The organism is Rhizobium sp. FKL33 (assembly GCF_005222915.1).
Lineage (GTDB): Bacteria > Pseudomonadota > Alphaproteobacteria > Rhizobiales > Rhizobiaceae > Rhizobium_E.
Genome location: NZ_STFX01000036.1, coordinates 1 through 26,506, shown reverse-complemented (window position 1 = coordinate 26,506; position 26,506 = coordinate 1). Strand labels below are relative to the sequence as shown.

28 protein-coding genes and 1 pseudogene are annotated in these 26,506 nt (G+C 60.3%); 12 read left to right on the top strand and 17 right to left on the bottom strand.

Annotated elements, in window-relative coordinates; translation table 11 throughout:
* Positions 1 to 3: 3 nt before the first annotated feature.
* Positions 4 to 2,481, bottom strand: coding sequence for a heavy metal translocating P-type ATPase (locus E8Q41_RS20585; protein WP_137157444.1), 2,478 nt, complete (start codon positions 2,479 to 2,481; stop codon positions 4 to 6).
* A 153-nt stretch (positions 2,482 to 2,634) separates the two neighbouring features.
* Here E8Q41_RS20585 and E8Q41_RS20580 point away from each other — a divergent pair, with 153 nt between their 5' ends.
* Together E8Q41_RS20580 and dmeF are read left to right on the top strand one after the other, a co-directional pair.
* Complete coding sequence (locus E8Q41_RS20580; protein ID WP_137157443.1) at positions 2,635 to 2,913, top strand: metal/formaldehyde-sensitive transcriptional repressor; 279 nt, start codon at positions 2,635 to 2,637, stop codon at positions 2,911 to 2,913.
* Complete coding sequence (gene dmeF, locus E8Q41_RS20575) at positions 2,910 to 3,854, top strand: CDF family Co(II)/Ni(II) efflux transporter DmeF (protein WP_137157442.1); 945 nt, start codon at positions 2,910 to 2,912, stop codon at positions 3,852 to 3,854. The genes E8Q41_RS20580 and dmeF overlap by 4 nt, the downstream gene beginning before the upstream one ends.
* Before the next feature lie 36 nt (positions 3,855 to 3,890).
* On the opposite strand, the gene E8Q41_RS20570 is transcribed toward dmeF, so the two are convergent.
* On the bottom strand, positions 3,891 to 4,430 hold the full coding sequence (locus tag E8Q41_RS20570; protein WP_137157441.1) for a Crp/Fnr family transcriptional regulator: 540 nt from the start codon (positions 4,428 to 4,430) through the stop codon (positions 3,891 to 3,893).
* Between the two features lie 62 nt (positions 4,431 to 4,492).
* On the opposite strand from E8Q41_RS20570, the gene E8Q41_RS20565 reads away from it, so the two are divergent.
* Positions 4,493 to 5,020, top strand: a complete 528-nt coding sequence (locus tag E8Q41_RS20565) for a hypothetical protein (protein ID WP_137157440.1) — start codon at positions 4,493 to 4,495, stop codon at positions 5,018 to 5,020.
* 33 nt (positions 5,021 to 5,053) lie between these two features.
* Here the strand turns inward: E8Q41_RS20565 and E8Q41_RS20560 are convergent, their stop codons facing one another.
* Both E8Q41_RS20560 and E8Q41_RS20555 read right to left on the bottom strand, forming a co-directional pair.
* Positions 5,054 to 5,257 carry a heavy-metal-associated domain-containing protein gene (locus tag E8Q41_RS20560; RefSeq protein WP_137157439.1) on the bottom strand — a complete coding sequence of 68 codons (204 nt, stop codon included), beginning with the start codon at positions 5,255 to 5,257 and terminating at the stop codon, positions 5,054 to 5,056.
* Between the two features lie 157 nt (positions 5,258 to 5,414).
* Positions 5,415 to 6,113, bottom strand: coding sequence for an SOS response-associated peptidase (locus E8Q41_RS20555; protein WP_137157438.1), 699 nt, complete (start codon positions 6,111 to 6,113; stop codon positions 5,415 to 5,417).
* A 65-nt stretch (positions 6,114 to 6,178) separates the two neighbouring features.
* Between E8Q41_RS20555 and E8Q41_RS20550 the strand changes: the two genes are divergently transcribed.
* Both E8Q41_RS20550 and E8Q41_RS20545 read left to right on the top strand, forming a co-directional pair.
* The gene (locus E8Q41_RS20550; RefSeq protein WP_137157437.1) at positions 6,179 to 7,210 is read left to right on the top strand and encodes an IS110 family transposase; all 1,032 of its coding nucleotides are present in this window, start codon (positions 6,179 to 6,181) and stop codon (positions 7,208 to 7,210) included.
* Between the two features lie 312 nt (positions 7,211 to 7,522).
* A complete protein-coding gene (locus E8Q41_RS20545; RefSeq protein WP_246660262.1) occupies positions 7,523 to 8,224 on the top strand; it encodes a sulfite exporter TauE/SafE family protein in 702 nt (233 codons plus the stop codon).
* Between the two features lie 75 nt (positions 8,225 to 8,299).
* Here E8Q41_RS20545 and E8Q41_RS20540 read toward each other — a convergent pair whose 3' ends face one another.
* The 3 genes from E8Q41_RS20540 to E8Q41_RS20530 all read right to left on the bottom strand — a co-directional run bounded on the left by E8Q41_RS20540 (position 8,300) and on the right by E8Q41_RS20530 (position 9,931).
* Complete coding sequence (locus E8Q41_RS20540; RefSeq protein WP_137157436.1) at positions 8,300 to 8,614, bottom strand: hypothetical protein; 315 nt, start codon at positions 8,612 to 8,614, stop codon at positions 8,300 to 8,302.
* A 292-nt stretch (positions 8,615 to 8,906) separates the two neighbouring features.
* On the bottom strand, positions 8,907 to 9,155 hold the full coding sequence (locus E8Q41_RS20535; RefSeq protein ID WP_246660261.1) for a hypothetical protein: 249 nt from the start codon (positions 9,153 to 9,155) through the stop codon (positions 8,907 to 8,909).
* Positions 9,156 to 9,469: 314 nt separating this feature from the next.
* Positions 9,470 to 9,931, bottom strand: coding sequence for a GNAT family N-acetyltransferase (locus E8Q41_RS20530; protein ID WP_348640029.1), 462 nt, complete (start codon positions 9,929 to 9,931; stop codon positions 9,470 to 9,472).
* Positions 9,932 to 10,369: 438 nt separating this feature from the next.
* Here E8Q41_RS20530 and E8Q41_RS20525 point away from each other — a divergent pair, with 438 nt between their 5' ends.
* Both E8Q41_RS20525 and E8Q41_RS20520 read left to right on the top strand, forming a co-directional pair.
* Positions 10,370 to 11,218 carry a hypothetical protein gene (locus E8Q41_RS20525; protein ID WP_137157435.1) on the top strand — a complete coding sequence of 283 codons (849 nt, stop codon included), beginning with the start codon at positions 10,370 to 10,372 and terminating at the stop codon, positions 11,216 to 11,218.
* Complete coding sequence (locus E8Q41_RS20520) at positions 11,211 to 11,540, top strand: hypothetical protein (RefSeq protein ID WP_137157434.1); 330 nt, start codon at positions 11,211 to 11,213, stop codon at positions 11,538 to 11,540. The genes E8Q41_RS20525 and E8Q41_RS20520 overlap by 8 nt, the downstream gene beginning before the upstream one ends.
* Positions 11,541 to 11,653: 113 nt before the next feature.
* On the opposite strand, the gene E8Q41_RS20515 is transcribed toward E8Q41_RS20520, so the two are convergent.
* The gene (locus E8Q41_RS20515; protein ID WP_137157433.1) at positions 11,654 to 12,751 is read right to left on the bottom strand and encodes an aldo/keto reductase; all 1,098 of its coding nucleotides are present in this window, start codon (positions 12,749 to 12,751) and stop codon (positions 11,654 to 11,656) included.
* Positions 12,752 to 12,860: 109 nt separating this feature from the next.
* Between E8Q41_RS20515 and E8Q41_RS20510 the strand changes: the two genes are divergently transcribed.
* Positions 12,861 to 13,754: a LysR family transcriptional regulator gene (locus tag E8Q41_RS20510; protein ID WP_137157432.1), complete on the top strand. Its 894-nt coding sequence runs from the start codon at positions 12,861 to 12,863 to the stop codon at positions 13,752 to 13,754.
* Between the two features lie 103 nt (positions 13,755 to 13,857).
* Here the strand turns inward: E8Q41_RS20510 and E8Q41_RS20505 are convergent, their stop codons facing one another.
* Positions 13,858 to 14,487, bottom strand: a complete 630-nt coding sequence (locus E8Q41_RS20505) for a TetR/AcrR family transcriptional regulator (protein WP_137157431.1) — start codon at positions 14,485 to 14,487, stop codon at positions 13,858 to 13,860.
* Positions 14,488 to 14,555: 68 nt separating this feature from the next.
* Between E8Q41_RS20505 and E8Q41_RS20500 the strand changes: the two are divergent.
* A pseudogene (locus tag E8Q41_RS20500) lies at positions 14,556 to 15,275 on the top strand (SDR family oxidoreductase).
* Between the two features lie 796 nt (positions 15,276 to 16,071).
* Here the strand turns inward: E8Q41_RS20500 and E8Q41_RS20495 are convergent.
* The gene (locus tag E8Q41_RS20495; protein WP_137157430.1) at positions 16,072 to 16,302 is read right to left on the bottom strand and encodes a hypothetical protein; all 231 of its coding nucleotides are present in this window, start codon (positions 16,300 to 16,302) and stop codon (positions 16,072 to 16,074) included.
* 243 nt (positions 16,303 to 16,545) lie between these two features.
* On the opposite strand from E8Q41_RS20495, the gene E8Q41_RS20490 reads away from it, so the two are divergent.
* A complete protein-coding gene (locus tag E8Q41_RS20490) occupies positions 16,546 to 16,872 on the top strand; it encodes a helix-turn-helix transcriptional regulator (RefSeq protein ID WP_137157566.1) in 327 nt (108 codons plus the stop codon).
* On the top strand, positions 16,869 to 17,780 hold the full coding sequence (locus E8Q41_RS20485; RefSeq protein WP_137157429.1) for an ImmA/IrrE family metallo-endopeptidase: 912 nt from the start codon (positions 16,869 to 16,871) through the stop codon (positions 17,778 to 17,780). The genes E8Q41_RS20490 and E8Q41_RS20485 overlap by 4 nt, the downstream gene beginning before the upstream one ends.
* A 20-nt stretch (positions 17,781 to 17,800) precedes the next feature.
* Here E8Q41_RS20485 and E8Q41_RS20480 read toward each other — a convergent pair whose 3' ends face one another.
* The 5 genes from E8Q41_RS20480 to E8Q41_RS20460 are packed head-to-tail and all read right to left on the bottom strand — an operon-like array spanning position 17,801 to position 22,017.
* Positions 17,801 to 19,306, bottom strand: coding sequence for an SAVED domain-containing protein (locus E8Q41_RS20480; RefSeq protein WP_137157428.1), 1,506 nt, complete (start codon positions 19,304 to 19,306; stop codon positions 17,801 to 17,803).
* A 9-nt stretch (positions 19,307 to 19,315) separates the two neighbouring features.
* Positions 19,316 to 20,197, bottom strand: coding sequence for a CBASS oligonucleotide cyclase (locus E8Q41_RS20475; RefSeq protein WP_137157427.1), 882 nt, complete (start codon positions 20,195 to 20,197; stop codon positions 19,316 to 19,318).
* A complete protein-coding gene (locus tag E8Q41_RS20470) occupies positions 20,194 to 20,691 on the bottom strand; it encodes a hypothetical protein (protein WP_137157426.1) in 498 nt (165 codons plus the stop codon). Before E8Q41_RS20470 ends, E8Q41_RS20475 begins: the two co-directional genes overlap by 4 nt.
* Before the next feature lies 1 nt (position 20,692).
* Positions 20,693 to 21,151, bottom strand: a complete 459-nt coding sequence (locus E8Q41_RS20465) for a hypothetical protein (RefSeq protein ID WP_137157425.1) — start codon at positions 21,149 to 21,151, stop codon at positions 20,693 to 20,695.
* Positions 21,148 to 22,017 (bottom strand): AAA family ATPase, encoded by an 870-nt coding sequence (locus tag E8Q41_RS20460; protein WP_137157424.1) that lies wholly within the window; start codon positions 22,015 to 22,017, stop codon positions 21,148 to 21,150. The genes E8Q41_RS20465 and E8Q41_RS20460 overlap by 4 nt, the downstream gene beginning before the upstream one ends.
* A gap of 391 nt (positions 22,018 to 22,408) precedes the next feature.
* Here E8Q41_RS20460 and recQ point away from each other — a divergent pair, with 391 nt between their 5' ends.
* Positions 22,409 to 24,259 (top strand): DNA helicase RecQ, encoded by a 1,851-nt coding sequence (gene recQ, locus E8Q41_RS20455; protein ID WP_137157565.1) that lies wholly within the window; start codon positions 22,409 to 22,411, stop codon positions 24,257 to 24,259.
* Between the two features lie 17 nt (positions 24,260 to 24,276).
* On the opposite strand, the gene E8Q41_RS20450 is transcribed toward recQ, so the two are convergent.
* Together E8Q41_RS20450 and E8Q41_RS20445 are read right to left on the bottom strand one after the other, a co-directional pair.
* The gene (locus E8Q41_RS20450; protein WP_137157423.1) at positions 24,277 to 24,762 is read right to left on the bottom strand and encodes a hypothetical protein; all 486 of its coding nucleotides are present in this window, start codon (positions 24,760 to 24,762) and stop codon (positions 24,277 to 24,279) included.
* Positions 24,749 to 26,506 (bottom strand): hypothetical protein (locus tag E8Q41_RS20445; protein WP_205910404.1); only part of this gene is annotated, 1,758 nt, incomplete at its 5' end. The genes E8Q41_RS20445 and E8Q41_RS20450, both read right to left, overlap by 14 nt.

Sequence of the window (26,506 nt, the reverse complement as noted above, 5' to 3'; positions counted from 1 at the left end):
GGTTCAGGCGGTCCTGAAGGTCCGCAGCCTAAGCGCGTTGGCGAGCACGAAGACGCTCGACATGCCCATGGCGGCGGCCGCCAAGGCCGGGGACAGCAAAGTTCCGCTCACCGGATAGAGCACGCCTGCGGCTACGGGGATCAGGACCACGTTGTAGGCGAAGGCCCAGAACAGGTTCTGCTTGATGTTGCGGATCGTCGCCTGGCTGAGCGCGATGGCGCGCGGCACCCCCGTGAGTTCCCCGGACAACAGGACGACGTCGGCGCTTTCGATGGCGATGTCCGTGCCTGTCCCGACGGCGAGGCCGACGTCGGCTTCAGTGAGCGCCGGGGCGTCGTTGATGCCGTCGCCAATGAAGGCCACCTTGCGGCCGCCGTCGCGAAGACGCTTCACAGCATCCACCTTGCCGTCCGGCAGCACTTCGGCGACGACTTCGTCGATGCCAAGCTGTGCCGCCACAGCGCGGGCAGTGTGCGCGTTGTCGCCCGTGATGACAGCCACCTTCAAGCCGAGCGCGTGCAGCGCCTTGATAGCGTCAGGCGTCGTGTCCTTGATCGGGTCGGCGACGGCGATGACGGCGGCGAGCTTGCCGTTGACGGCCGCATAGAGCGGCGAGCGCCCCAGACTGCCCAACTGCTCTGCGCGGGCGGCAAAGCCAGTGACGTCAATCCCTGCAGCAGCCATTGCGCGGTCAGCGCCCACCAAGACCATCTTTCCGTCGACGACGCCGCTCACGCCGAAGCCGGGCTTGGCTTCGAACTCCGCGACGTCGGCCAGCGCGATACCTTGACGCTTTGCTCCGGCGACGATGGCCTCGGCGATCGGATGCTCCGACCGCGCCTCGACGCTGGCGACCAAGCGCAGGACTTCGGTCTTCTCAAATCCTTCGGCGGCATCGAAGTCCGTCAGCTCAGGTCTGCCCTTGGTGAGCGTGCCCGTCTTGTCCAGCGCCACGACGTCGACGTCGCGAAGGCTCTGCAGGGCCTCGCCCTTCCGGAACAAGATGCCGAACTCGGCGGCGCGGCCGGTGCCGACCATGATCGAGGTCGGGGTGGCAAGACCCATGGCGCAGGGGCAGGCGATGATCAGGACCGCGACGGCGTTCACGAGAGCGTAGGTCAGCGCGTGATCTGGTCCCAACACCAGCCAGGCGACGAAGGTTATTGCCGCCGCGGCGATGACGGCGGGCACGAACCACCCCGTCACCTTGTCGACCAAAGCCTGGATCGGCAGCTTCGAGCCCTGCGCGGCTTCGACCATTCGAATGATCTGGGCGAGCAGCGTGTCGCCGCCGATCTTGGTCGCCCGGAAGGTGAAGGAGCCCGTCTTGTTGATCGTGCCACCGACGACCTCGGAATCGACCGCCTTCTTCACCGGGATCGGCTCGCCCGTGATCATGGACTCGTCGACATAGGATTCGCCGTCGATGACTGTTCCGTCGACTGGCACCTTCTCGCCGGGACGGATGCGTACGACATCATTCCGGCGCACGTCCGCCACCGGGACCTCGACGAACTCGCCGTCGCGCTCGACGAAAGCCGTCTTGGGCTGGAGGCCGATCAGATGCTTGATCGCCTGGCTGGTCTTGCCCTTGGCGCGCGCCTCGAGGAAGCGTCCGAGCAGGATCAGCGTCACGATGACAGCGGCCGCCTCGTAGTAGACGTTCTCGGTGCCCTCCGGCAGCAGTTCGGGGAAGAAGGTGGCGACGACGGAATAGCCGTATGCCGCCGTGGTGCCGAGCACGACGAGCGAGTTCATGTCGGGCGTCCACCGGATCAGGTTCGGCACGCCTTTCTGGAAGAACCGAAGCCCCGGTCCGAAGAGGACGAGCGAGGCGAGCGCGAACTGGAGGTAGCGGTTCTCCTCCATGCCGATTGTATCCATGACCCACACATGGATGGCGGGCACGAAGTGCGACCCCATCTCCAGGATGAACAGCGGCAGCGTGAAGGCGGTGGCGAAGGCGAGCGACAGGCGGAGCGACCTCAGCTCCTGCGTCTTGCGGTCCGGAGCGGTGTCCGTCGCCGTCGCTTCGCGCGGATGGATGACGTCATATCCGGCCTTGCGGACCGCGCCCTCGAGCGCGGCGACGTCGCCGCCCGTGAAACGGACGGTTGCCTTCTCGGTCGCGAGGTTGACGGAGGCTTCCAGCACGCCCGGCACCGCCGACAGCGCCTTCTCGACGCGGCGGACGCAGGAAGCGCAGGTCATGCCCTCGATCTGGAGTTCGCGGGTCTCGATGCGCGGTTCGTACCCGGCCTTCGAGATCGCCTGGAGCACGGCGTCGGTCACGGACGGATCATGCAAGGAGACGGTGGCGCGTTCGGTGGCGAGGTTCACGTTGGCGGCCTGGACTCCGGGCACCGCGGCGATGGCCTTCTCGACCCGGCGGACGCAGGAGGCGCAGGTCATGCCGTCGATGGCGAATTCGGCCCACGTGGTGTCGAAGCTTTGCGGTTCGGTCTTCTGGAGCGCAGTCATGGGATGGTCCCTTTCAGTAACTGCACAGATAGATAATCCTTCCAAGCTTGGTAAGGTCAAGCAGCCTTTTGCGGAATTTTCAGTCGGTGCGGCGACATGCCCGGTTTGATCGAAATAGGGTAGCCCCCTATATTATCTGAAAAGGAGAAAAGGATGTCTCACACCGTCCGTGAAAAAGCGAAACTGTTGGCGCGGGTCCGCCGTTTGAAAGGCCAGATGGAGGCGGTCGAACGCGCCCTCGAAGCCGAGGCCCCCTGCGGTGAGGTTCTGAACCTTGTCGCTTCGATCCGGGGAGCGGTCAGCGGCCTCACCGCCGAACTCATCGAAGACCATGTCCGCGAGCATCTTGCGGACCCCGACAAGGATGCCGATCCGGACCGTGCCCGCGGAGCCGCGGAATTGATCGAGGCCATCAGGACCTATCTCAAATGACCGACACTCACTTTTCTAATCCCCACAGCCACGTCTTCCTCGGCGAAGGCCACGCGCGCAACGAACGCCGCACCTGGATCGTCATCGCGCTGACGGCGACGATGATGGTCGCCGAAATCACCGCGGGGACGATCTACGGATCGATGGCGTTGACCGCAGACGGCTGGCACATGTCCACCCATGCCGCCGCCATGCTGATCGCGGCGCTTGCCTATCTCTACGCGCGCCGTCACGCGGACGATCCCCGCTTCACCTTCGGGACCGGAAAGCTCGGCGACCTGGCGGCGTTCGCAAGCGCGGTCGTGCTGGCATTGATCGCGCTGCTGATCGGCTGGGAAAGCGTCGTACGGCTCTACAATCCGACGGCGATCAATTTCCACCAGGCGATGATCGTCGCCGTCATCGGCCTTCTTGTGAACCTCGCGAGCGCGTGGCTGCTCAAGGAGGACCACGGCCATCACCATCACAGGCATGACGGACACCATGCCCACGGCCACGACGGCCACCACCATGGACACGGCGGCGACAACAACCTTCGCGCGGCCTATCTCCACGTCATGGCGGACGCGCTTACCTCGGTGCTGGCGATCGCCGCGCTGCTGCTCGGAGGCGCATTCGGCTGGAGTTGGCTCGATCCCGCCATGGGCATCGTCGGGGCGCTGGTCATCGCGCGCTGGTCCTTCGGCCTCGTCCGGCAGTCCGGGGCGGTGCTCGTCGACTTCGTTCCCGGTTCGGAAAGCCTGCCCGCGGAGATCAGGGAGGCGCTGCGGAATCCCGACGACGAGATCACCGACCTCCATGTCTGGCAGCTCGGTCCGGGCCATCATGGAGCTGTCGTGTCCTTACGCTCGTCCGATCCGCAAGAGCCTGCCCATTATCGAAGCAAGCTCGCGCATGTCCACGAGCTGTCGCATGTGACCGTCGAAGTCGAGCGGGCTTAACTCCGCGGAGAGCTTCTAATAGTCGAGCGGGGGACGCTATTTCCCCCGCGACGGTCGGAATCGCTTCGACCGCTCGCGGTAGAGCGCTTCCGGAGAAACGCCGATCTCTTCGGCGACGTCCTTCCAAGACGCCCTCTCCGGCAAGCGGCCGTCGTTCCAGGCGAACCAGAAGTCGAGCCGTTCGGAGACCGTCCGGAGCGCCATGAGTTCGGCCCTGCACCTCGCTGCCTGGAGCTGGTGCGACAGTGCGGCCGCCCAGGCGCGGCAGAAGGCGATATCGGTTTCGAGGAGGCGGCGGACTTCCGAAGCGACATAGACGTCGGCGACGACTTCCGTCGAAGCGACGGCGTCGCAGTGGTAGTTCGCGGCGAACACGGAAGCCTCGGCCAGGATGTCGCCTGGACAGGCCCGCTGGAGGATCACCGGATGTCCATCCTCCTGATGACGCACCAGCCTGACGGTTCCGCTTTTGACCACGTGGAGTCGTTCGACCGGGTCGCCGCGGTGGAAGACGGCGGCAGCCTGCGCGAAGGCCCGTTCGGTGGCACGTAGGCTGCTGAACAATTCGACCGACATGATAGCTATCATGTCACGGGGGTGGGGCGACGTTCAAGATGGCGCGGAAAAGGAGACCCACGATGCCGAAACCCGCGATCCTGATCATGTCCGCCCTCCTCTCGGTCGATCCGGCGCTCGCCGCTGAAAGCCATCATGGGAATGCCCACGCCTCGCCCTATGCCGGGGAGCAAACGCGCGACATCAAGGCGCTTTCACGGGAGGACATCGACGAGCTGCTGCGCGGCGGCGGATGGGGTCTCGCGAAGGCGGCCGAGCTGAACGGGATGCCGGGACCGTCGCATGTCCTCGACATGGCCTCCAAACTGGGCCTGTCGGTCGAGCAGATCGAGACGACGCGGAAGGTTCGTGACGCCATGCTGAGCGAGGCGAAGGCGATCGGCGAAAGGTTCGTCCGGAAAGAGGCGGAGCTGGAAGCAAGGTTCAGGGCGGGCGACATCGCCGAGCCGGAACTCGCGGCCAGGGTCTCGGAAATCGAGGCTCTCAGGGCGAAGCTCAGGACCGCACATCTGTCGGCGCATATCGAGATGACAGGCGTCTTGTCCGCCCACCAGGTCGGGCGCTATGCGGCTCTGCGCGGATACAGGTGAGCGGGCCGTTCCCGGCCCGCCTCGAACCCGAAATTACGCGGCCTTGTAAGTCGCGGGATAGCCCGCTTCGTCAAGCGCCGCGCCGATCGTGCCGGGATCGGCCTTTGTCTCCACGGTCGCCTTGCGTTTGCTGAGGTCGACGTTGGCGACGGCCGCCGGGTCGACCGACTTGATCGCTTGGGTGACGGTGCCTACGCAATGCCCGCAGCTCATGTCGGGGATATCGAATTCGTACATGGTCAAATCTCCTGTCGTTGGGACATGAGATGATATGGGGTTTCCAACGCTGGCAAGGTCAAGAGGCGGTGGGAAAGAGATGTTGCGTCGAGACTGCGATGGCAGCTTTGGGCCAAATGCGGAAATCATTTCCGCTTTCCCAGACATTACTAAGCGGCTAGCTCACCCTCACCATCTGCTCATCCGGTAGCGGCCGCTGCAACGCTTTTGCCTCCGCCCACGGCGCTGTCAGCCAGACCTCGACTTCCTCATCTGTCGTGAGCAGAACCGGCATCGCCTTCTCATGCACCGGGCCGACGACGCCATTGGGTTCGGTCGTGAGGAAGCCGTAGAGATCGGCCTTGATCAGCCCGTCCTTGACCTTCCTCACGCTCTCCCACTGCGGAACCCAGACGCCGGCGAACCAGAACACTGGGCAGTCCTCGTTGAGTGCGAACCAGGCGTTCGGCGTGCGTCCACCTTCTGGCTTGTTGGCGGGGTCCGGCTCGGCGAAGCTGGTGACGGGTACGAGGCACCTGTGTTCGACGCCAAGCCAGCGGGTCCAGTGCTTGCTCGCGGTGTTGCGCACATTGGTGGTTCCGCCATCCGGCTCCATCTTCAGCAGGGCCTCGAAGTCGACCTCCTTGCCCTTCGCCCGAAGCTTGTCGGCGCGTTTGGCTGCCGCCTGGTAGAGCGCCTGGGAAGAACTCGGTAGTCCCCAGCGGACATTGGCGAGCTGGCGCTTCCCGTCAGCCGTGTTCCTAAGGACCGGCGCCGTCTGGTCCGGATAGACTTCATAGGAGGGCATGAGGTTCACCAGGTTCTCGGCGTCCTGCACCCAGCGGTTCGGCCAGTCCTTCGGATTGAAGCGGTAGATGGGGTGATTGCTGTCGTGCCCCCTCGATGATCCACTGGCGCGGCTGAAACTCAGGAGCGCAACCGATGAAATACTATGCTGGTTTAGACATACCCCTGGCCGAAACCGCTATTTGTGTTGTCGACGAAGACGGCATCATCTTTCGCGAGGGCACCGCGCCTTCGCACCCTGACGATATCGCAGATTGGCTGGGGACAATGGACATCAAGTTTACGCGGATAGGCTTGGAGGCCGGAAGTACAGCTTCATGGCTCTATAACGGACTGCGGTTACGAGGGCTGAATGCGATTTGCATCGATCCGCGACGGCTCCGAGCCGTGACAAAAACCATGGCGATCAAAAATGACCGAAATGACGCAAGGGCTATCGCAAGCTGCATGCGGGTCGGATGGTTCTCTATCGTGCACGTGAAGAGCGATGAAAGTCAGGAAATACGGATGCTTCTGAACAATCGGCGCACGCTGCAGGCGAAGCAGATTGATATCGAGAACGAGATTCGAGGCACGCTCCGGGTATTTGGGATCAAGTTTGCCGGTCGGATTACGGGAGGCCCTTTCGAAGCCCGTGTTCTCGATGCGATCGAGAGTGTGCCGCGCCTCGCAGCGATGGTCAAACCCATGCTGATCGCTCGGGCAGCGCTCAGACAGCAGTGTGCAGTCCTTCAAAAAATGCTTTTGGAAACTGTCCGAAAAGATGAAACGTGCCGCCGATTGATGACCATTCCCGGAGTTGGAGCCATAACGGCAGTCACCTACGTGACGACTATCGATGATCCTGCTCGGTTCGAGCGATCTCGAGATGTCGGCCCTCACCTCGGGCTCACGCCGAAGAAGTATGCATCGGGCGAGACGGACCGAAATGGTGGCATCTCGAAAAGCGGAGATGCGGGAATGCGGACGACGCTCTACCAGGCCAGTCTTGCTTTGCTGACCCGGTCAAAAAAGCCTTCAGCAATCCGAAAGTGGGGGCTCTCGATTGCAAAGAGACGCGGACTTCGGCGGGCAATCGTCGCCGTGTCCCGAAAGCTCGCGATCGTTATGCATAGGGTGTGGGCGGACGGAACGGAATATCGCTGGGGAGATGCCACCACCGCATAAAACCATACTGCCGACCTGAGGGAGGCAGGACGATGTCCCGCAAGGACCTGGTCGAGGTGACTGCGCTGCACTCTTTGTAGAAAACTACGCGCAAGGTAGACAGCAGCCTTCGACTATCGGACCACCATCTTGAGGCGATCAAGCATCGACCTCGCAGACAAGAGCGAGCCTCGCGGGGCTTTGGTACACGTCGCCTCTTCTCGGTGCCAAGATCGTTGCTCACGCCTCTCCTTTCCTGCCATATGCATTTGACGCAGTTGGGAAAGGCTAGGTTTGAATATGGAGGACTTTTGGCTCGGAGGATGCTTCCTCTTGGTCGCAACGATCTATGCCGCGGTTGGACAAGCTGGGGCGTCTGGCTACATTGCTGCGATGTCGCTGTTCGGCGTTGCTCCGGCCGTGATGAAAACCACAGCTCTCGTATTGAACCTGGTCGTGGCGACTATTGGGACCACGTTCTTTTTGCGAGCGGGCAGGGTGTCTTGGAGAAACGTGTATCCATTCGCTGTGCTCGGCTTTCCGTTCTCTGTCATAGGGGGAGCGGTTCAGCTTCCCGAAGGATTTTATTATCCTCTGGTCGGGGTCGTGCTCGTTCTCTCTGGAATCCAGATGACGCGTTCCGCATTCGGTCAAAAGGCATTGGACAAAGTTCCCACTTCGCCGCCTTGGATCGCGGCTCTTGCGGTTGGCGCGGTTATAGGATTCGTCTCTGGAACAACAGGCACCGGCGGGGGCGTCTTTCTTGCCCCCGTAATACTTGCTCTAAATTGGGGAACCGCGCGTCAAACCGCGGCGACAACAGCGATTTACAATCTGATGAACTCGGCTGCGGCTCTGCTCGGCGCTAGCCGCCAGTGGGGCCATCTTCCGCAATCTCTTCCATGGTGGATTTTGGCGGTCGCGCTAGGTGGCGTGGCAGGTGCGTATGTGGGAAGCCGTTATCTTCCAGAGAAGTGGCTTCGCTTGATCCTTGCAGTTTTGCTTACCGTTTCCGGATTGAAGCTACTTTTTTGAGGTCTGGTTCCAGGTTCAGAGCACGCGGGAAAAAGGGGTTGAAGATAAAGTCGCAATCAGACAAGAGATTGCACATCAGAGCGTTCCGTCCTCCCAGTCGTACACGCGCACCAGACTTACACCGACGAGACGTCGAAGGCGAATGCCCTTGAAGTCTCCGCCTTGCGCCGTCAGCCAGTCGGCGGACAGGAACGCCTTGCGGCCGCAGGACTCGCAACGGAAGAAGCCGGCGATCTCATCGAGTTGGACATCGCCGCAGATGGTGATGAGGTCGGCAGGCCGATAGCAATGGGTGATCGTGCAGGCATGGCACTTGATCTTGACCAGCATGCCGTCCGTGTTGGCGTCTGAGAGGCCATATCGGGGAGCGCCAACGCGAATGCGCCGCATCAGTCCCTCGCCATCGCGCCGATGATGAAGCAGTTGCCGCCCTTGCTCTGGCATCGGGTGCACCGGAGCATCGGCTGAAGACGGATCAGTTGCACCGCGCCATAGCGGCGTTCCAGATCGTATCGATCAAGCCAACCCTCATGAGCGCAGCGGGAACAGAGACCACCCAGCCGTTGCCACTGACGTAGGGATTGGAAGTCCGCTTGAGGCGCGCTTTCCCCGGTCTCAATGCGACCGTCGTCAGAACTTTCGGGGATGAGCACAATGGAGCGCGCGTGCCGCATGACGCTCCTCACACACGCTCATAGCGCGGCCTCCATCCACGGCCCATGCCGCGGCTGAGGAGGCAGGAGGCGGTGTAGAGCTGATCGCGCAGGAAGTCGGCGTCGAGCAGTAGTTCCTCGATCGCCTTGCGGTAGTCGCCTTGGTAGAAGTCGAGGACGCTGGCAATGATGTCCACCTCGGGCTGTTCCCCCTCGGCCTGCTCTGGAATGACCGCGCCGAGATCAAGACGCAGTTGCTCGACCGCCGATGTCGCCATGGGACGTCTCCTTGAATGCGATAGGATTGGGTTCCGCACCGCGGATTATGTTCCTATTTTGTTCGTGTTTGTTTCAGGAGTCAAGCGGCCAAATCAAACTAGATACCCAATTGCGTTCGGTCCCGCGATTCCGGTTCAAAGCCGCCATCCCTATAATGCCCCGTCCGCGTTCCGGCACAAACTTCATCCTGCCGACGCGGGCAGCCCATGTGGGGATCGATGACTGCTGCCTATCTTAAGAACTTAAAGACCGTCATTGGCATTGCCGAATGATGAGAGCTCGACAACCAGCTCTGATCACGGAGGTGGCTCTGTCATAGAGCGAGCCGCATCTCACCTGCACGGGTGAAGCCAAGTTTCTCATACATTGGCGTACCGGCTTCAGATGCATGGAGTACGACATGCGTACAGCCGTTGTCTCTAAGGTGGTCGATTGCACGCGTGGTCAAAGCCTTGCCGACGCCTTTGCCGCGATGTGACCGTACCGTATAGACAGACCAGATATAGCCGCGGCGTCGGACATCCGGCTTCAGGACATCCGGGAAAGGCGAGCGCAGCAGGCAGCAAATTGCCGAGCCCGCGATCTGACCATCGATGCGTGCAACAAACCCTGCATGGGTCCTGTTGCCGCGGTTTTCCTCGATGAAGCGTACAACTGTTTCCCGCGCATCCGATGCATAATGCTCCTCTGGCGTACCGTAGCTGTCCCAGATGGCCAGATAGTGCTCGATCAAGAGCGGATCTTCAGCCGGGCCGGCGGTTTTGATGTCCAGCAATCTTCTTCTCCCATGGTTTTCTGGTGCCCTCTGGAGGCATCGGTCGTCGCCACAGCATCGCTCCGCATCTACGGTGCCGCGCCAGCAGGCCAGCTCTCCAAATCCCAGCGAGGGCTGCGCTCAGTTGAGCCCCAACATAATGGCTGAAGGGAGGTGACGCTCGGCCGGACGGGATAGGAACTCGCCTGCCACTTCGTTGGCCACGGGAAGAAACCGGAAAAATCCCCGTGTTTTCCATGCCGCCATGTCCGGTTGACACGACCGAGCGTTGCTCGATAAAGCCTTGGCTGAAGTAATTGTTCCGCAAGTTTCAGGATCAAAAATCGGCGGGCAACTAGGCCGTCGATGGTTACAGGATGGCCATTTCCTTGAACCTTGAACCCTATTTGTCGGAGCGAACTTCTGGGCGGCACAAAGCGTTTTGCGGCCGGAGGCAGCATGACCGCGGCAGAGAAACCAGGAGCGAGCACTCAGTTCGAGTTTGAACGGATGACGGTGGAGCGCTTCCGCGCGACGTTTCCGAAAGCAAGATGGGACGATGTTGCCCGGGCGTGGTGGGTTCCGGGCAAGACTGCAGAGCGACGGATTGAACGCTGGAAAGCGCTGGAGCAAGCAAAGGCCGACGTCCATGCCGATGCCCGAGGACGCGACGCATTTGAATTCGATCCAATCGAAAGCAGATATCTTCTGCCAGCCGCAGAGATCGTCGTGCAGACGCCGTATTCTCGCACAGTCGTCAATGAGTTGCGGCAGGTCCCTTATGCCCACTGGGATGCAGCCCGCACCGCCTGGATGGTGCCTTACCGTTCCTACGAAGAACTCAAGCGACGTTGGCCGGTGATCGAGGCGGCTGCGAAACGCAATGAGCCGGAAGAGCGCAAGGCACGGCGTGAGGCGAACAAGGACAGTGATGCGCGATCACCTGCCGGGTTGCGGAGGGCGGAAAGACGCCGCCGCCGCCATCCAATCCCACTGGTTGATCCGCCTCCGCTCGATCGTCCCGTCACCACCGTTTCCTGGGGCATCGTCGTGTTCACCGACACTCAGGGCGAGATTGTTGATCCGCAAGAGTTGGGTGAGGTCTATTCAATGATCCGCAGCGATGGCGACATGATCTGGGCAGCGTGGCGGACGCCAACGCTGAAGGAGCTGGTTGAGACCTGGCCTGCGCGGAACGGCCCGAACGAGCGAGAGAAATTGCGCGGGTGGTGGCACTCCACGAAGCCTGAACTGGTTATCGCCAGACGCGACGCGAAATCACGCGAAAGGCGGTTACGGAATGCCTGACGGCGAGCGCCCTCTGACGACACCCGACGGCAGATATATCATTGTGCGCGGACGACTATGGCGCGCCAGCGATCCAAACCTTGCGGACGACAAACGTCAGTGTCTGGTAAGCGAGCTTATGGCGGCAAGGCGCGCTGTCAAGGCGGCCGCTGACGACAAGGACGCGCTTGCCGCCGCCCGCGATCGGGTCAACACGGCGAAGATTGCCTTGGGGGAGCGTGGCCCGGTGTGGTGGCACGACGGAGCACCGGACCTCAACAAGCACATGGTTGAGACGACGCATTACGGCACGTGGTACCGGGCGATCAAGCAAAGTGGATGAGCTTTGGCAGGGTTGTTCCACCCCGATGCGCGTCATTAACCCGTCCATGCACTTCCGAAGTTTGCCCGTCACGACGTTCTTCCATGCTCTCAAAGGACATGGATCTCCCAGACTCATCCCCAGGAGTGGACCGTCTGGCCTCCGAACATCATTTGCGTGGGCAAGGCGAAGATGAAGTACGGGTTGAATGAAGGTGGAGCGCTGATCTGATCCAGTCGCGAGATCTGCTCGGCGGTGAGTTTCACCGTCATCGACGCCACGTTCTGCAGGAGCTGTTCGGCACGGCTCGCGCCAACGAGAATGCTGCCGATGCCGGAACGCTGCAGCGTCCATGCCAGCGCCACCGCCGCCATCGGCTGTTCAAGCTCGGTGGCCACCTGCCGCACGACATCGACGATTTCGAAGTTGCGCTCGGTGAACAGCATACCACCGAACGGATTGTCACCATTCAGCCGACCATCGCTCTCGCTGTCTTCATCGGCGGAACCCTTGTCCGGAACACTGCCTGGCGCTCTTGATCGTGCGAGCATGTCACGGCCATATTTGCCTGTGAGTAAGCCTGCCGCCAGGGGACTCCAGGGAACAAGGCCCATGCCGAACTCTGCGGCTGCCGGAAGGATGTCGAGCTCGACGCCGCGGTCAATGAGCGAATAGGCATATTGCAGCCCGATCGGCACAGGCAATCCGTGGGCAGCCACCAGCGTCGCAATCTTCGCGACATACCAGGACGGCGTGTTGGAGAAGCCATAGTGGAGGATCTTGCCGCTGCGCACGGCGTCGGTCAGCGTCTGCAGCACCTCTTCGGCAGGTGTGGTGCGATCCCATACATGCATCCAGTACATGTCGATGTAATCAGTCTTTAGCCGGTTCAGCGAGCCTTCGATCCCGAGCCGGATGTTCTTCGCTCCATTGCCGCCATGTAGCGGCGTGCCTTGGCTGCGCGCAAAGCCCGACTTGGTGGCGATGACGACCCTGTTGCGCAGACCGGCGTCAGCAACGAACGATCCCAGCATTTCCTCGCTGCGTCCGCCCGAGTAAACGTCAGCCGTATCGAAGAAATTTCCGCCAGCGGCGACATAGGTGTCGAAGATTTCTCGTGAGCCTCTGGCGCCGGCGCCCCAGCGCTCGGCCCCGAAGGTCATGGTTCCAAGCGCCAGCGGGCTGACGATCAGGCCAGATCGGCCCAGCGTTCGATAACTTGTCAGATCCATGTTGCAGTCCTTGTGTGCGGTTCGGAAGAACTCTGCTAAGACCATAGCCGGCCGCCTGTCCCGCGATTAGCCGTTGCGTGCCGCATGAGCTTGTGAGCACAGTGCAACAATGGAACGAGGCGAACTGAACGATCTCCTGGCTTTTGCCGCCGTCGCACGCGAGCGGAGCTTCACGCGCGCCGCGGCCTCCCTGGGCATATCGCCTTCGGCGCTCAGCCACGCCATGCGGGCGCTGGAGGAAAGGCTCGGCGTCCGGTTGCTGGCGAGGACGACGCGTAGCGTTTCCCCTACAGCGGCAGGCGACCGGCTGCTCCAATCCATCCGGCCCGCTTTTGCCACCATCGAAGATGGGCTAGCGGCGCTGGCCGAATGGCGCGACAGCCCGTCCGGGTCGGTGCGCATCACCACCTTCTCTTATCCTGCCAAAACCGTGCTCAAGGAAAAGCTTCCGTCCTTCCTTCTCGCTCATCCAGGCATCCAAGTCGAAATCAACATTGACGATCGGCTGACGGATATCGTGGCGGAAGGGTTCGATGCCGGAATACGATTTGGCGAGACGGTCGAAAAGGATATGATCGCGGTGCGGGTCGGCCCCGACCTCAGAACCATCGTCGTCGCCACACCCTCCTATTTCGAGCGCCATCCAAAGCCTGAGACACCGCAGGATCTCGACGCGCACAACTGCATTGGTTACCGCCTCGCGAGCGCCGGCGGCCTTCTGCCCTGGGAGTTCGAGCGCAATGGACGGGAGATCAAGATCCGCACCTCCGGCTCCTTCATCGGCAATGACGGCGATCTCGCCGCGGCTGCCGTCAGAGCCGGCGCCGGCCTCGGCTATATCCTGGAGAGCGATGTTGCCGAAGACCTAGCCACAGGACGATTGGTGCAGGTCCTTGATGATTGGTGCCCAAAGTTCCAGGGCTGCTACCTCTACCATCCCAGCCGGCGTCAGACGCCACCCGCGCTCCGCGCTTTGATCGACGCGCTGACGGTGGAGAGCTGATTGTATCCGGACATCGACATCGCCCGGTCAGCGCCATTGGATCAGCATATGATCGTTTTGAGCAGGTTAGATGCGGAAATTATTTCCGTTTCGCGCAAACCAGTTAATTCATCTTGGCCTCCAGATAGGCGCGACACATAATCAGCAATTGCCGGCGCAATTCTTCCGCGATCTCGCCCGACTGTCCCCGTTCGAACGAATTTCGCACGGTGCCGAATACGACCGTGACGAGCGTGCGGTTAACGGAGACGACATCGGCGAAACTCCTGTCCGATGCACTCGCAAGCATCTCTGTGGTCGCCGCGTCGGTGCGATCCGCAAAGGCGAGTATCAGGGCTTCGTTGTCCAGTTCCACAACGGAGCGGTAGAGCGCCCGTGTCACGTCGGGCCTTTCCGTTTTGGCCCTCCAATAGGTGTCAATCACGGCTTCCACCATCTCCGCAGCTGTCCGGCCATGGTACTCGCGGCAAGTGCTTTCGATCCTTTCCGCAAGTGCGTCCAGATAATGTTCGTTGACGGCATAGATCAGCGCCTGTTTGTGCGGGAAGTATTGGTACATCGTGCCGACCGAGGCGCCGGCGCGTTCCGCGACCCGAGTGGTGGTGAGCCGCGCAATCCCATCCTTCACCAAAAGCTGAATGGTCGCCTCAAAGATCGCATCCAAAGTCGCTGTCGCGCGGCGCTGTTGCGGTCTTTTCCTCGGCTTCAGGGCAGCAGGCGCGGCGTATGTCAAAAGCGAATCCTCAAACTGAACAATCCTTCATATCATAGGCCAAACCACAAAACGGGAAAGGCCTGAACATGAAGGACGGACGTATCGCGCTGGTGACCGGCGGCAACAAGGGCATCGGGCTGGAGGTCGCTCGCCAACTCGGGCAGGCTGGCATCACGGTGCTGGTGGGGGCAAGGGATGTGGATCGCGGCCGTGCGGCGGTCGCGGACCTGACATCGCAGGGTCACCACGCCGCATGAATACAGCTTGATGTGACCGACGATCAAAGCATCGCATCGGCGGCGCGGACCATAACGGACAGATACGGCCGCCTCGACATCCTCGTCAACAATGCCGGCATCTTCGACTTCGCCGATGCGCCGCCCAGCCGAGCCTCGGTCGCCGCGGTTCGCCGCGTGATGGACGTCAACTTCCTGGGGGCGCTGGCGATCACCCAGGCCGTGCTCCCGCTGCTCAGAAACGCGCCTGCGGGACGGATCGTCAACGTATCGAGCTCACTCGGATCTCTGGCGCTGAACGGCGATCCCAAATCGACATATTATTCGCAACAGTTCATCGGCTATAACACCTCGAAGGCGGCATTGAACATGCTGACCATCCAGCTGCATGAAGAACTCAAGGATATAGGTATCACGGTGAATTCGGTAAGCCCCGGCTTCGTCAAGACGGATTTGACCGGTTATGGCAACATGACACCGGAAGAAGGCGCGCGGCTCTTGGTCGAATATGCGCTCTCCGCAACGACTTCCGGCACCTTTGTCGAACCCGGCGGCACGACGCCGTGGTGATGGATCATCACGAGATCTGTCCCTGCCGCAGAGTCAGCGCCTGGCCGCAGGAAGGACAAGTATGGCCAGTCCCTTGACGGAGCCCGCAGCATCGACTTTCAGGCCATTGTATCTCGCGCTCAGCATCAGACGAATCCCCGTCGGGCCACTTGCCGCGGGAACCACTCTGCCCCCTCGTGCCAAGAGCGGTCAACAACTCCATCTGATTACAATGCCGTTGCCGCCTCTCGGAGATGGTCATGGTTTCGCGGAGGAGTTCCACGGACGGATGACTCTCAGGCGGCCACTCTCCGAGAACTCCCAGTTCTTGCGGTTCTATTTAATCGAAACGTTGCGCAACCACTAGACATGCCAAAGCTTCCATGGAGCTTGGTCCACCTCTCGGCAAGCCTGTATAGACTTTCTCACAATACAATATCGTTGTCGTTTCGGGCATTGAAGTTACGTTCCATCCGCAGGCTCCTGGCGCTGGGCTTCCTTACGCGCCGGACATCGCCGGGCGGCCGATTCCAGATCATCCATCGGACGCCCTTACCACGGTCTGCAGGATAGAAAGGCACCCCTTGAAAAGCCTGGCGAAACGTCTCCGCATGTCCGGGATCGGCGAAACAGAACACCCGGTGGGATACTCCCTCGTGACCTACGCTGTGGCCCATGGTGCAAAGGGACAGGTCTTTACAGAATTCCCGGTGGACGTCGAAATGCTTGCCCGAGCAGCGGTCGGCGGGCACGGCCACTTGATGGGGCCAGCCCAGGTCCACGGCGGAGGGCGACAGCTCGCTCCTACTCCGGCTCATCAGACGCGCTCGTACTTCGGCCGCCAGCCGCGCGTGTAGCCTCGGCTGATCAGCATGGCCGCCGTCGAGAGTTGGTCGCGGAGGAAGTCGGCGTCGAGCATGAGTTCGCCGACGGCCCGACGAGCGTCTCCGCCATATGCCGCGATCATGGCATCGACGAGATCGACATCACCGCAGACGGAGCCTGGCTCGATACAGATGTCCAGACGCAATTGTTCGGCCGCAGACATGGCGGTTCCTTCCAAGCAAAGTGTTGACGACAATCCGACAAGGGAATATGTTCTTATTTTGTTTCGCACATTAGGAAAAGAGTCAACGATGCGAAGCGAAGGCGAACCTCGATCGGGGGTAGAGCTTCGGAAGCGCTGGCTCCACCGCGGCGTAAGGTCACGTTAAGCTCCAAGTGGTTGAAGTCGCCTGTGAAGGAAGTTAAGATTCGTCTACTCCGAACGGTAAGCAATGAGAGTTGGGCCATGGCAACCGCGATTTTCGGCAAAAGAATCAAAGAATTACGAACGAAAAAGGGCATGACGCTCGACGACCTCGCCGGCGCGACCGGCTCCTCGAAGAGCTATATCTGGGAGCTCGAGAACAAAAACCCGCCGCGCCCATCCGCCGAGAAGCTGTCGGAGATCGCCGCCGTTCTCGAGGTGACGACCGATTATTTGATCGGCCGGGAAACCACGCTGGAGGCTGCGGAGGACAAGGCGTTTTTCCGGGAATACAGCAACATGCCCCAAGCCACCCGGGAGAAGATCAGGGCGATGGCGCGTCTGCTGGGGAGTGACGCCAAGGAATGACGAAGTCGCCCAGGCGAACCGCGAATGACCTCACTCTGATGCTCAATGCGGTTCTCGGCGAGGATCGGTTTGACAGAGCGCCTGTCGACGTCGAGGCTCTGGCGCTCGAATACACCCGCAATACCGCCGGCGCGCACGGCGAATACATCGAACGGATCGAAGCCGACGATCTTGACGGATGTGAGGGGGCTCTGGTCCCGGGCGAGACGAAACCCAGGCGGTGGGGCATCATGTATGACCGCCGTCAGAACCGAGGCAGACGGGCCTACACGGTCGCCCACGAACTCGGGCACTTCATGATCCATCGACATCTCGTAGATGACGACCCGGACTTCGACGGCGGATTCCACTGCTCGAAAGAAGCGGTCGAGCACGGTTCCGGCAAGGACATCGAAAAGGAGGCGAACGAGTTCGCCGCGACCCTGCTGATGCCGCTCGACGACTTCCGGCGCATCATCCCCGCGAACGAGCTTGCCGATCTCGAGCGCCTGGGGAGGGCCGCCCAACGATACGGCGTGTCCCTCACTGCGGCGACGCTTCGGTGGCTGAGCTACACCACGACGAGGGCGATGCTGATCTCGTCCATGGACGGCTATGCCCATTGGGCCAAGCCGAGCGAGGCGGCGCTGAAGTCGGGCCGCTACATCCGCACCCGCAACGAAATGTACGAGATGCCCGCTTCCAGTCTTGCGGTACGGAAGGTCGGCGGCGATGGAGCCCTGACGGGCGTTCGTCAGGCGGCAGGCGTCTGGTTCCCGGAAAGCGTAGTGGAGATGTGCATGCGTACCGACCGCTACGACTTCGAGCTCACGCTCCTGCATTTCGACGGAGGGTCTCTTGCCTACCAGGCCGAGCCGGAGGAGGCAGGTGACTCTTACACCCAGTTTTTCGGACGAACGGCACGGTAGCCGTACCACTCTGCCAAGCGTCACCCGACGACGATGCCCTCGGAATAACCGCTGCCGCGGGGACCGTCGTGGTCCCACTCGTAAACCGCCGTTCGACCAAGCGCCTGCTGCTGTTGCCCGAGGAAGAATGTGAATCCATTCGGCGCGGCGATGAAGAGATGCAACGTCGAACCGCGCTTTTCCTTCCGCACGGCCGCCGCCACGGCCTCCGCCAGCTTCATCGCGTGAGAGCCGGACCTCACGCTCGCCCCGGACGACGATCCCTTGTCGAGGGCGACCGAGAGCAGAGCCCCGATGTCGGGCCGCGACTGGAGATAGTCCTTCACCATTGGGAGGACATCGTGGGTCAGGCCGATCGCGACGGCGAGTTCGGGTCCGCCGCTTTCCATCTCGACGCGTTCGACCACGATACCGGGCCAATCGGGGTCAACAGGAACATCGTCGCGCTTCCAGAAGCGCTTGCCGTCCGTCCGTTGCTCGATCTCGATCGACTTTCCTGATTTCACGTTCAGGATCGATCCGACGGCGAACGCGAGTGACACATGGGCGTCGAGCACAAGGCGCATATGGTCGCCCTGTTGCGCGGCACCGACCATGAACTCGCGCGCCCGCGGAAGAAGGTCTCCATTCCAGGATTTGCCATCCTTCAGATAGCGTCCGTCGAAATCTCCGATTAGGTCCAGCATGTCCGGCACGCGCGCCGAGAGATTGTCGATCGGGTGCATGAAGGAACGCACGCCGACGATGGTCCTCTCCGGTTCCGGCGGCCCGGCCAGCAGGTTCTGTTCCCGGACCAATTCACCGAAGCTCTTGCGGTCGAATTCCTTGCGACCCTGCAGATGAAGTTTCCGGATGAGGTCGTCATACTCAAAACCCGTCTGCGCGGAACTGATCTGCCGCATGCCTACCGACGCGAACCGGTCATTCAATTGCTCGCGAAGCTGAGCGCCGGACTGAAGCCGCGTGTGAAACACCAGGGTCCGGGCAAGCTTGCGGAGTTCAGGTTCGTCTATGCCGAGATGATCTGCCCAACCCGTACGCAGCCTGCCCATGACGGTGCCTGGGCCGCCATCGAAAAGCAGGTCGAGGTCGAGCGCGTTCCATTCAGTGCGGATCAATTTCCAGAGCGGATCAGCGCGCCGCAGGTTCCAATTGGTCAAGAGTTCGAACATCGCTCCTTCGCCCGTCGGCGCGAAGGCGACTTGGGCGTCGTGCGCCCGGTTAAGGAACGAGTGCTTTTCGCCGCCGATGAACTTCGGCAAGATGAGCTCATCCGCACCGAAATCGCCCGGCTTGACGTGCCATTTGCACTGCTTGTGGAGCCGCAAAATCTGCTTGCCATGGTGATCGAGCGGACCTTTGCCCGCAGCGTAGTCGATCACTACGTCGTCGAATGCCTTGGGGCCTGTTTCGAAGGCGACCTTGGTCACTATCCCATCGCCACGAAGCAGAAGCGCGGCGCTCAGCCAGAACATTCGGGCCTGAAAATCGTCACCCTGCTGCCGGGCCAGCACCGCATCCGCCATCGTCGCACCTCACTTCGTCGGGAAATAACGCCCCATGATCTCGCGCCACAGGGCGATGGCGTCGCCCTGCTTGCCCTGCTTTTCAAGCTGAACGGCCAGCGCCGCCTTGATGTCGGCCTTCCGCAGCGCCTCTTTGGCGGCCTTGATAAGCTCCGGCGTCATCTGCTCCGAAACCGGAGGGCCATATCCCGCAGGATCAGGCCACGTCCGATCCAGACCATCCTGCGCCGCGGCGAAGAAGCGCCGCACCTCGCCTGGATAGGTCGTGAATGGCGGGTCGACGAGGTCCTGCATCATGACCTCGATCAGGAAGGCCGGCTTGATCGGCTTGCCCGCCGAACGGTTCCAGCGCTTGATCATTTTCACCAGGGGAATCCATTTGCCGCTAAGCTCCTTGTTCTTGTTGGTGGCCTGCTCCATGTGGATTTCCGGATCGGTCTTGACCCAGTCGCCGCGAACCCGGTCGGGGATTTCGTAGCAGTCGCCGACGTCGAAAGCGGGAACCGCGTCGATCGACAGGACCTTGCCCTCCTCGTCCGTCGTGTCCTTCTCGAACTCGACAGTGGCGCAACGACGGCCTGGCTCGACGGCGGCGTCACCGTACTTGCGGCGCAACGTCTTTACAAACGCATTGATAAGGTCCGCCGGAGGCTTGTCGCGATACTTGTCGCGCTCTTTCTTGCCGAGGACGAAGAACACGTCGACGTCCTTCAACGGCTTGGTTTTCGTATGGCGCTTGTACGATCCGGTGAGGATGTCGCGGTCGACTACGAAGTCGCCCTTGATCACGCCCCGGACTTCCTCATGGCGCTTGATGGTGTCCTTGCGCTCGGTCTCGCTGAGTTCGAGGCGCTGGCGGAACTTCTCGAATGCTTCTTCTGTGTTGATCATCTGTAATAAGTCGCCGATGCCATGATGTCAGGGGTCCCAATTACCGTGCCCGCCTGGCGGGCGGTGAGCCCTGCGAGGCTGAGGTACGAAGCGCTGCTCATGCCGGGCAGCGAACGCGCGCCGGGACCGGGTTGGAGCAGAATCCGATACGTGCATCCGGGAGGCGGCGCGGGTGCCTTGGCGAAGGTGCCCTTCAGGAAGTCGGTGTCGATCCACATCTGGTCGATGTCGGAGCCGTCATAGCGGATCGGGAAGTCCCACCGGGCGGAGGCCGTCGACGAGCCAGGTTTATAGAACTCGATGACGAAGCTCTTGAGATCGCCGTCTTCCATCCATTGACGCGCGGCGTCCTGGACCCAATCCGACCATGCGTCGACCAGCTTGGTCGGGTCCAGACCGTAGTTAATGATCAGGAGGCGCATCAGATTGCGGACCTTGTCGGACACGTAGATGGCCGTGTTCGTCCTGGTATAGTTGTGCGTGCTGACGGCCATCTTATTCGATCGCTCCCCAGTTGACGGCAAGCGATTTCGCCGGTGCCGTGGAATTTTCCTCCGCCTCGTCCACGGCCGTGTTGACGTCGTGCACGGTGATGCGAGCACACCGTTTCGCAAGCGTGTCGTTCATCCATTTGACGTCGTCGGCGTCGGTGGGGGCGGTCATCGCCCAGTTGCCCGCCGTGGGGTTCCAGGTGAGCTTCTCGACCTCGAGGTCCGCCTCCATCGCGTCTTCGCCATAGAGGCAATAGATCACGAGCCGCGACCCCACGCCCTTGACGACAATCGGCACAGACGTCGGGTGTTCGTCGGCGATCAACGACTCCATCACGCTGGCCGCCGCCAACAGTTTGTCGGCGTCGACCGAACCGGTGCCCGTGATGAGCTCCCTGATGGCCCTCCAGGTCTCGGCAGCCGACCGCTTGGGAATGGATGCAATGGTACGCTTCACCTTCATGCTGCGTCTCCCTGAACGTCGGCCTGCGATGCGGCGCGCTTGAGCGTCGCGGTCACATGGTCGGCCGTGAGCTTGTTGAGGTCCTTGGCGGTGTCGATCGAAATCGCGCCGGCGGCCGTGATCGCCTTCCTGAGCCTGCGGCCGTCCATCCCCTCAGACGCTTCGACAAACGCGGCAATGTCATTTTTCAGGTCGCCGACCTTCGCCCAGTGCTTAGCGAGAAGGCCAAGCGTGTCGAGGATGATTTCGCGGCGGGCCTCGGCGTTCGGCGGACCGATGTCCTCGATCCAGTCCGCCCGGGAGAGCAACGCGCGGTCGACTGCCTTCGGATAGTTAGTCGTCGCGATCAGAAGCGTGTTGCGATGGGTGCGGGAGAGCAGGTCGATCCCGGCCAGCGCGGCGTCCGTCGCCCGGTGCGCATCGATGGGATTGGCGTCGAGGCTCATTTTCTGCCGGTCCGCCGCCAAGGTCTCGACTTCGTCGAGCAGGACGATCGTCGGCTCATTGGCTGCGAACTCGGGGATCGTCTGCTGGAAAATCTTCGAGACTTCCTTCTGGCTCTTGCCGAGCGACGAGCTTCCAAGAGCGTGCGGGTCGAGCTGGAGGTAGCGAACCGATCCCAACGCCTTCGCGACCTGGTTGGCCAGACCGCGCGCCAGCGTCGTCTTGCCCGTCCCCGGAGGGCCGGTCATGACGATCAAGCCGTGGATCGGCATCGATTCAAAGGCAAATCTTTCGCGGAGCTGCAATGAGAGGATCGACTGGGCGAGAAGGCGCTGCTTGACCGACGACTCCACCTTAATCGCGTCCCAAGCGTCGCCGAAGTCTTTGCGCGGCAGAAGAATGTTCTCGACGATTGCGTCCATGCGCTCACCTCTGTTCGATACGTCCTCAGCAAAATGAGTCCGCCGATTCCGTTTCACGGTATACTACATATTGTGCATCAAGATGCAATATAGCACAACATGTGTCACCAATGCTGTCAAAGAAGCAATAGCCATATCGCCACACCGAACAAGATATGGGGACTCCAGCGGAAATGTCAAGAACAGGAAATACGCCTACTCCGAACTTTCGGAGTCTTTGCCATAAAGCGTTTTAGGCGTCTTCCTTCGATAATCGACCCGAGGTCTTTGTCATTCACAAAAGAGGAGCAATTCCGGCCGGCTCTCAGGCCGAAATGGCATTCATCGCGGTTTAAAGTCTTGCCTTCGACGATATGCATATAAACATAGGAGGATGATGGAATCGCCCGAAATGCCTGTTTCAAACTCTCTAAAAGACTTCAAGTCGCCGGCAACAATTCGCGAAAGAGACCCGCGTCACGTATTGCAGGAGGTTTACGGTTACCCGGCGTTTCGCGGTCGGCAGGAAGAGGTGGTCCGACATGTGGTCCGCGGAGGCGACGCCCTTGTGCTCTTCCCTACAGGCGCGGGAAAATCTATTTGTTATCAAATACCTGCTCTATGTCGAGACGGCTTGGCGATCGTGATTTCGCCCCTGATTTCATTGATGCGAGATCAAGTCGCCGCATTGCGGGCACTGGGCGTGGACGCGGTGGCGATAAATTCTGCGATGACTCCGGACGAAATGCGCTCTACTCGCCAGGACCTTGGAAACGGAAAGATTAAGCTTCTCTATGTGACGCCGGAGCGGGTCGTCACCGAGGGCTTCCGCTCCACAATCGGTTGGCAAAAAGTGTCGTTGATTGCCATAGACGAAGCCCACTGCGTAAGCTCCTGGGGGCACGATTTCCGCCCCGAGTATCGTGGTCTGGCTTCCTTACCTGAAATGTTTCCCGGGGTTCCACGCCTCGCGCTTACGGCAACCGCCGACGAACACACACGGGAGGACATCCTCCGAGTGTTGCGGCTTGATCAGGCATCCGTGTTCATCACGAGTTTCGATCGTCCGAACATCTCGTACACAATTGCTGAGCGGGAAAAGCCGAAACAGCAGTTATTAGACTTCCTGAAACGACATGAAGGCGACAGCGGGATCGTTTATTGCCTTTCGCGCAGGAAGGTCGACGAGACCGCGGAGATGCTCAACGACGAAGGTATCCGGGCATTACCCTATCACGCTGGAATGGCTCCGGAGGAAAAAAACTCTAATCAGGACGCCTTCCTGAATGAAGAAGGCCTGTGCCTCGTCGCAACGGTCGCTTTCGGCATGGGAGTCGATAAACCCAACGTCCGTTACGTCGCCCATACCGACATACCCGGATCGGTCGAGGCGTACTATCAGGAGACAGGGCGTGCGGGGCGCGATGGCCTGCCGTCGGCGGCCTTCATGATGTACGGAATGGCCGACGTGGTGCAGCGCCGCCGCATGATTGATGAAGGAAATTCTCCGGACGAGATTAAGCGTGTCGAACGCTCAAAATTGAATGCGCTACTGGCAATATGCGAAACTGCAGGATGCAGACGGAGCGCGCTCCTGGGGCATTTTGGAGAGAAGCATCCTGGCAAATGCGGAAATTGTGACACCTGCCGAGAGCCGGTGGACTCCTGGAACGCAACGGACGCAGCAATTGTAGCGCTCGCGGCCGCATATCGCACATCCGAACGCTTCGGGACCGGACATTTGATCGACGTGATCACGGGGAAACCGTCGGATCGGGTCAAGCGATTTCGCCACGACGAACTGAAGGTGTTTGGTCAAGGTCGGGGCCATTCTCCAGGCACATGGCAATCGGTCTTCAGGCAGCTGTTGTCGTTGGGATACATCTATGTCGATCATGACGCGTTCGGCGCGATCAAATTGGAGGCGGATGCGGCAGCGGTGTTCAAACGTGATCGAACGCTGATGTTCAGGCGAGATCGACCCCACAGGACATCCAAGGCCGCAAGACTCCGGAACCCCGCCCGCGATGGTCTTGACCCGGCGGCGCACGAAACGTTTGAGAGGCTTCGAAAACTTCGGCTCGAAATCGCTCGTGAAGCCGGCTTGGCTCCGTATATGGTCTTCAACGATGCAACGCTCGTGGCCATGGCGACCACTATACCGCGCGACATGTCGGAAATGGCATCTATTCCGGGTTTGGGTACGGTGAAGCTTCAAAAGTACGGTGAACAGTTTCTGGAGGCCCTACGTGACATCTTCTGATGCGGTAGATGACGAATCTACAGCCCCTTTTTGGCACTGAGCTCGGCAATCTTGGCATGGGCTTCCACCAATTCTAATTCCAGATCGTGGATGTACTGCTTGAATTCGTCGAGTTCACCTCCCGAACCCCCATTGTTATCTGAGGTTGATCCTTGCCCCCGAGCATCGCTATCTGCCCGCTGATCCACAGCCTCCTCGCCGAATAATGATGCCAACCACCTATGTATCTTGTCTTTCCGCTCGGCCTGCTTCCGGTCACGTTCTTCGCTGACCCGTTTGGCTTCAAGAAATGCTGGGGAGAACCCCGCCCGCCAAAGGACCATCTGGAGATTGGGGCCGCGACCAGAGGGGGAGAAGGGCTTCTTTCCAGCGGCTACTTCAGCCTTAATCTCAGCCATGACGAAGTCGAGTTTCTCATCGACATCGAGATTGGATGGTGGTCGAGCTGGCGGCCAAGGTTTCGACCGTCGTTCTGACGCCAATTTTGGCTTAGGCTGCTTCACGGAAAATCTCCGCGATGTCTGAACGCGGCAAGAGGGATTCCAAAATCTCCCTGCCTTGTTTGGGCCAACGTCGCGATTGCGCCAAGAGTTGCCCCTTCAGACGTGCGCGGATCATTATATGGTCATGCGGCGTGGCCATGAATTGTTTGGCCATTTGTGTAAGCTCTACCGCAAATGCCTTTCGCTCGATCTCGAGCTCCAATCTTCTGTCGCACCCCGTACTGCAGGAGCCAATGTCCTCCCGCCCTCGGCCACGGATACAGGGAGCTGATTGGCCGACCGCCTTTGTGCACAATATTCCGCCGCGGACGCGACGAAACGCGGTACCTTCTATGGTGAGCAGGTGCGCGGCCTCTTCGATGTCGTCGGTGCCCAACGCCAGTATTCCGCGTCGCATCTTGTAATCCTCAAGCGCGACGGACAGCCGCTCAGCGCCCTGTCCGCCTGCTGTACCCTGTTCAACCTCACGGAGCGCGTCCTTGGCCAGGACCAATGCCGCCTCTTCCGACACTCTGATAGCGTCGGCCGCGACATCTGGATGAGACAAAAGGTAGGTCAATCCGGCTTCGACCCCTCTATGACCAAGGAGGTCCATTATGACCTCTTGGGCCTCGTCCACCGTAATGCCGATCAACCTGGCAATCGTATGCCGCCATCGGTGAAGATGAATCGTCCCTTCCGACCACTCATCCATGCCGAGGTATGAGAGTGCTTGATGTGATTGTTGGGTGATGCTTGCGAGTGGTGTTCCCTTCTCGTCTTGCGCGCTGGCCTTGATCTGAACCCACAGATGTTGCGTCCCAGATGGACGGACCAGGGACGCCAATCTCTCCTGTATGGCGATGGCCCGTTCGGCGATCGGGTGCAGCGGCCACTCTCTCTCAACGCCACCGACCCGCCGACTGAACTTGAATGTGGTTGCGTGCATCAAGCCATTGTCTATCCCGCCGCTCTCCATTCCGGCGACCTCATGATGGCGACCGCCCGTACAGAAGGCTAGGACAGATGCATTGCATACCTGCAGAACCGCAAGGAATGATGTAATGGTGCTGTAGCTTTCGGGCGGCCATTTGGTCGACAAGTCCCAACTCGCAGCCGTTCGCTGATGGATATCAAAAGGAAGGGCGGTTAGTGGGTTACCTTCCCGGTCCTTCCATGGAAACTTGGCGAACAATTCAATTTGGGCACGGCGCAGTCGCTTCCGCGCAACCTGTTCGCAATATCGCTCCTCACGAGGGAGCTTTTCCGCGAGTTCCCAACAGTCAAGAAACTGATCTGCAATATTGTCTTGCAACCAGAGGCAAATACGAATCAATTTCGACACGAATACATTGGAAAACGGCTTATATTTACCTCCGGGCAGTTCCTTCGGTCTCACTGGTTTTTTTTGCTGATCCGAATAGCTGGCTTCCGTTGCATGGTCGTGAAATTTCGTCTCAATCCGTGGCGGAGCGAACATGACGCCTGACTTGGCATTTTCCTCCAACACTTCCAGGAGAAGGTTGAGATTGGTGATCGAGCTGTATCCGTGCGTGATCCCGCGGTAAGACTCACGTCGAAATTCCTGAAATTTGGGCCAATAGTCCCAGTCATCAGGCGACATCGTCTGCTCGGCTGCTGCGACAAGTCGAAGGAAGAGGCGCATGTACCCACCCCATGATGTGGACTTGCATCGGAAAAGTGGAGAGGTTTTCTTGAGTTGAAAGGAAACCGGAATGCCGAAGCAGAAGAATTTTACCAAAGA